This window comes from Kitasatospora sp. NPDC059571 (assembly GCF_042735675.1).
Classification (GTDB): domain Bacteria; phylum Actinomycetota; class Actinomycetes; order Streptomycetales; family Streptomycetaceae; genus Kitasatospora.
Window position 1 is genome coordinate 1 of the sequence record NZ_JBHWBW010000410.1, and the last position, 4,269, is coordinate 4,269.

Sequence of the window (4,269 nt, forward strand, 5' to 3'; positions counted from 1 at the left end):
GCGAGAAGTCGGCGTGGTTGACCCCGGCGCAGTCCACCGGGACGGCCTTGACCTGCTGCATGGTGTGGGCGTCCCGGAACACCAGCTGACGATCCTGCGAGGCCATCACCACGGCGTACTTGCCGTCGGGCGTGAAGTAGAGGTTGTACGGATCGTGGACGTCGACCGGGGTGCCGGCCTTGCCCGTCGCCGGGTCGATCGGGGTGAGGCTGTTGCCGAGGTCGTTGTTGACCCACAGGGTCTTGAGGTCCCAGGACGGGACGACGTGCTGCGGCTGGTGGCCGACCCGGATGGTTCCGATCACCTTGTACGTCGCGGGGTCGATGACGGTCACGGTGTCGGACAGGGTGTTGGGCACGTAGACGCGGGACGGGAACCCCTGGACGACGGGCGACAGTTGCCCGGGGCGGTCCGCTGCGTAGATGTCGTTCGGATCGAGGAGCCCCGGCATTCCGGGCAGCGCGCCCCGGGCTACGGACGGTGTCGACTGCTCGGTGGTGCCGGCCGGACGTGGGGCGGCGGGCGGCCCTGCTGCGGAGCCGGCCGTGGAGGAGCTGCAGGCGGGCAGCGCGAGCACGAGCCCTGCCGCGACGGTGAGGACCTTCGGGACGGACCGGCGCCGGGGTGGGGCTGTTGTCCTCATCAAGTGAACAACTCCGTTGCAGTGACGGCCTGAAGGCCTCGGGCCCGCAAGCCTGCGAGAATGGCGGGAAGTGCCTCGACCGTGCCCCGGTGGCCGAGGTGGAGGCTCACCACGGAGCCCGGTCGGACCCGGTCGAGGACCGTCTGCCGCACTGCTGCTGCGCCGGGATCCGTGTAGTCGAGGGAGTCCAGGTCGTAGCCGAGGCAGTGCTCGTAGCCGGCCCGGCGCGCCTGGGCGGCGACAACGGGCGTGCAGGCCTCGGCCCGGGACGGGCGGAACCAGCGGCCGGGTGATCCGGTGAGCCGCTTCAGGCGGTCGGCGCAGCCGGCGATCTCGGCGTACGCGGCCTCGGCGGTCATCCCGGAGATGTTGCCGTGCGTCAGGGTGTGGTTGCCGAGTTCGTTCCCGCCGTCCAGGACCGAGCGGGCGAGTTGGGGCTGTTCGTCCAGCCAGGTGCCGACCGCCATGACGGTGATGCGGGCACCCGCGGCAGAAGTCGTGTCGAGGATCGCCTTCGTGAGGTCCGGGGCGCCCTGGCCGTGGAAGGTGAGCGCCACCCGTGGCCGGTCCCTCGGGCCGGCCGTGATCGAGAACGGCATGCCCGCCGGCAGGGCCGGCGTCGCACCGGCGGTCGTGGGCGGGGATCCGCCGCCGTCGGGGCCGGACGGTGGGGAGTGCCCGCTCGCGGGCGCCGCGGCGGTGGGGGCAGGTGCGGCGGCGCCACCCCTGCTGCAGGCAGCGACGGCCGCCGCGGCGGCGCCCAGGGCCGCCGAGCGCAGCAGCGTGCGTCGATCGACGGATGTCACATCAGCGACCATAGGCGGTCGGGGAAAGTCCGCAACGCGGGCCGCCGGGCGGGGATGTCGGCAGGCGCAGCGGGATGCGGTCCCGACACGTGCCCGGCTGCCCTGGGCGACGACCCGGGGTTGCGTCTACATTTCTGTAGACACAGGATTGTCGAGGAGGTTGCCGAAGATGAGGCAGGACGGCACCGAAGGGTGCGAGCAGTCCGGGCCGGCACCGGCCGGAGCGACGGCCACCGCGCCGGGCGCGGAATCGTGGCTCGCGGCCGTCACCGTCTCGGGTCTCGGGGCGGCTGGTGCCGACTGGGCAGCCGCACACGTCGGTGCCGGCCCGGCGCTGGTCGCGGCCGCTCCGACGCTGGCGTGTGCCGTCGCGGCGGCGATCGCCACTCCACGGATGCGCCGCGGGGCCTCATGGGCAGCCCTGGCCGTGGGCAGCCTGGCCGGCACCGCGGCAGCCGACCGGCTGAACACCGCGCTCCACTCCTCCGCCCTGTCGGCAGGCCTGTGCACGGTGGCCCTGGTTGCCGCCGGCATCGCCTTCGGCCGGCGCGAGACCGAGCGGCAAGGGAGGGATCCGGTGGCGGAGGTCGCCGGGTGGACGCTGGTCCTCACCACCGTGATGGTCGGTGTGTCCGTGGCGGACCTGACCGCGCGGCTGGCCGGGAGCGGCTTTGCGTGGGAGATCGCCGGCTTGGGCCTGCTCCTGCCGGCCGTCGGCCTGCTCCCCCGGCAGGCCTCCCTCAGCCGGGTGGCGGTCCGCTCGGTACTTGCGCTCACCTTCGCTCTCGGCGCCCTGGTGACCGACTGGATCGCGGCCGCGCCCGGCCGCGGGGGTCTCGGCTTCGGACCGGGGCCGGCGGCCGCCGCCCTGGCCGTGATCGTCGTCGCCCTGCTGGTGCCGCTCAGTGCCGACGAGCCGCGCGCCGGCCTGCACCTCTGGTGAGCGTGGCCCGCGGCCCGAAGGGTCTGCTGCGCCTCGGCGTTCCGGCCGGCCGGGGCGGGGCGGACCGCGTCCTGGCGTGCGGGCGGCGTCGGGGGCCGGCCGCATGACGGGCCGCCGGTGCGGGATCGTCGCGGCCGCGGCCGGGCTGCTGTTCGCCGCGCTGGCCGCGCTGCTCGCCTCTCGCGCGTGGGCGCCGTTCGGGTTCGAGCAGTCCGCGATCGACTGGTGCGCCGCGCATCGACCCACCGTTGCCAGGCTGGCGGCCCTGGCCGTCACCTCGCTGGGTACCGGTGCGGTGCCCTATGCCCTGGCGCTGGCGGCCGGGGGCGTCACTCTGCGGGCCGTTCCCGGTCCGCGGAGCCGCCGGACCGCGGCGGTCGTGCTGCTGGCACCGGTGGCGTGGCTGGCGGTCGGCCAGCTCGTGCGCCAGGGCCTGATGCACGCCTTCGGTCGCCCGAGGCCGCCGGAGGCGGACTGGGCGACCGTGGCGTCCGGCTTCTCGTTCCCCTCCGGGCACACCTTCACGTCCGCGGTCAGCGCGGGTCTGCTCGCGCTGGCGATCGTGCGGGTCCGTCCCGCCCTCGCACGGCCGGCCGTCGCGGGTGCCGCCCTGTTCGCCGCTGCGGTCGGGCTGAGCCGCGTCTACCTGTGCGTCCACTGGCCGCTCGACATCCTGGGCGGCTGGCTGCTGGCCGCCGGGTGGCTCGCCCTGGCCGTACCCGCCGCCGCACTCGGCGGATACCCACCCCGCCGGAGCACCGTCGCGGCAGCCCCGCAGGAGGGTCCGCCCCGGCCGCAGCAGGACGCCTGACCGCAGGGGCCGTCAACCATGATTGACAGGCGGGTGTCGTCAACCTACATTGACAGCATGAGCGACGAAGTGAGGATCGCCCAGGAGGCCGGGAGCCGCGATCCGGCGGTCGGGCTGCGAGCCGTCCGCGCCCTGCGCGACCTGGCCGACCGCCTGGAGGCACTGCAGGTCGACAACGCCCGGCAGCTGGGCTGGACCTGGCAGGAGATCGCCGCCTGTCTCGGCGTCAGCCGGCAGGCGGTCCACAAGAAGCACGGCGGCGGCCGGACCATTCTCGGCAGGGAGAAGTAGCGATGTTCGAACGGTTCACCAGCGACTCCCGCACGGTCGTCCGACGCGCCCAGGACGAGGCCCGCCGGCTGCACCACCCGTTCCTCGGCACGGAGCACCTCCTCATCGGCCTGGCCGACCCGGGCAGCGGGGCCGCGTACGCGGCGCTGCACGGCCACGGCCTCGACCCGGCGGACCTGCGCCGCAGGATCTCCGCCGCGCTCGACCCGGGGCTGGACGACGCCGCGCTCGCCGCGGTGGGGATCGACCTCGCACGGGTCCGGGAGGCCGTCGAGGCCGGATTCGGGCCCGGGGCCCTGGACGCCCGGACGCCCGGGCAGCCGAAGACCGGACACATCCCGCTGACCCGGCGCGCCAAGAAGGTCCTGGAGCTGTCGCTGCGTGAGGCCCTACGGCTGGGCCACCGCTCCATCGGCTCCGGCCACATCCTGCTCGGCCTGCTCCGCGAGGGCGAGGGCCTCGGCCACCGCGTCCTGGTCGAGGCGGGCGCGGACGAGGCCCGGCTGCGGACCGAGGTCGAACGGCTGCTCGCCGCCGAAGCCGCCTGACCGGCCCCGGCCCCGCGCCGCTCCCCCCGGTGACGTGACGGGCTCAGGTTCTGCAGAGGTCGCGGATGCCACCGTGAGCGCACGGGTCGTGGTGACGACGACGGCACGGCCGTGGTGACGACGACGGCGCGGGCGTGGTGACGACGACGGCGCGGGCGTGCCGGCCGGGGTGGTGGGGCCCCCCCAGGGGGGGCCCCCCCACCCGCCCGCCGCCCCCCCCCCCCCCC

General features: G+C 75.2%; 6 protein-coding genes. 4 read left to right on the plus strand and 2 right to left on the minus strand.

The annotated features are described in order from the left end of the window. A partial coding sequence (locus tag ACFV0G_RS31355; RefSeq protein ID WP_380555337.1) for a YncE family protein occupies positions 1-643 on the minus strand: 643 nt, incomplete at its 3' end. Then, positions 643-1,449: a polysaccharide deacetylase family protein gene (locus ACFV0G_RS31360; RefSeq protein WP_380555339.1), complete on the minus strand. Its 807-nt coding sequence runs from the start codon at positions 1,447-1,449 to the stop codon at positions 643-645. The genes ACFV0G_RS31355 and ACFV0G_RS31360, both read right to left, overlap by 1 nt. Positions 1,450-1,618: 169 nt before the next feature. On the opposite strand from ACFV0G_RS31360, the gene ACFV0G_RS31365 reads away from it, so the two are divergent. The 4 genes from ACFV0G_RS31365 to ACFV0G_RS31380 all read left to right on the plus strand — a co-directional run bounded on the left by ACFV0G_RS31365 (position 1,619) and on the right by ACFV0G_RS31380 (position 4,042). Continuing rightward, entirely contained in the window at positions 1,619-2,392 is a 774-nt protein-coding gene (locus tag ACFV0G_RS31365; protein ID WP_380555340.1) for a hypothetical protein, read from the plus strand. Between the two features lie 103 nt (positions 2,393-2,495). Next, positions 2,496-3,203 (plus strand): phosphatase PAP2 family protein, encoded by a 708-nt coding sequence (locus ACFV0G_RS31370; RefSeq protein ID WP_380555341.1) that lies wholly within the window; start codon positions 2,496-2,498, stop codon positions 3,201-3,203. Between the two features lie 57 nt (positions 3,204-3,260). Then, positions 3,261-3,494, plus strand: coding sequence for a helix-turn-helix domain-containing protein (locus tag ACFV0G_RS31375; RefSeq protein WP_380555342.1), 234 nt, complete (start codon positions 3,261-3,263; stop codon positions 3,492-3,494). A 2-nt stretch (positions 3,495-3,496) separates the two neighbouring features. Further along, complete coding sequence (locus ACFV0G_RS31380) at positions 3,497-4,042, plus strand: Clp protease N-terminal domain-containing protein (protein WP_380555344.1); 546 nt, start codon at positions 3,497-3,499, stop codon at positions 4,040-4,042. The last annotated feature ends 227 nt before the right edge of the window (positions 4,043-4,269 follow it).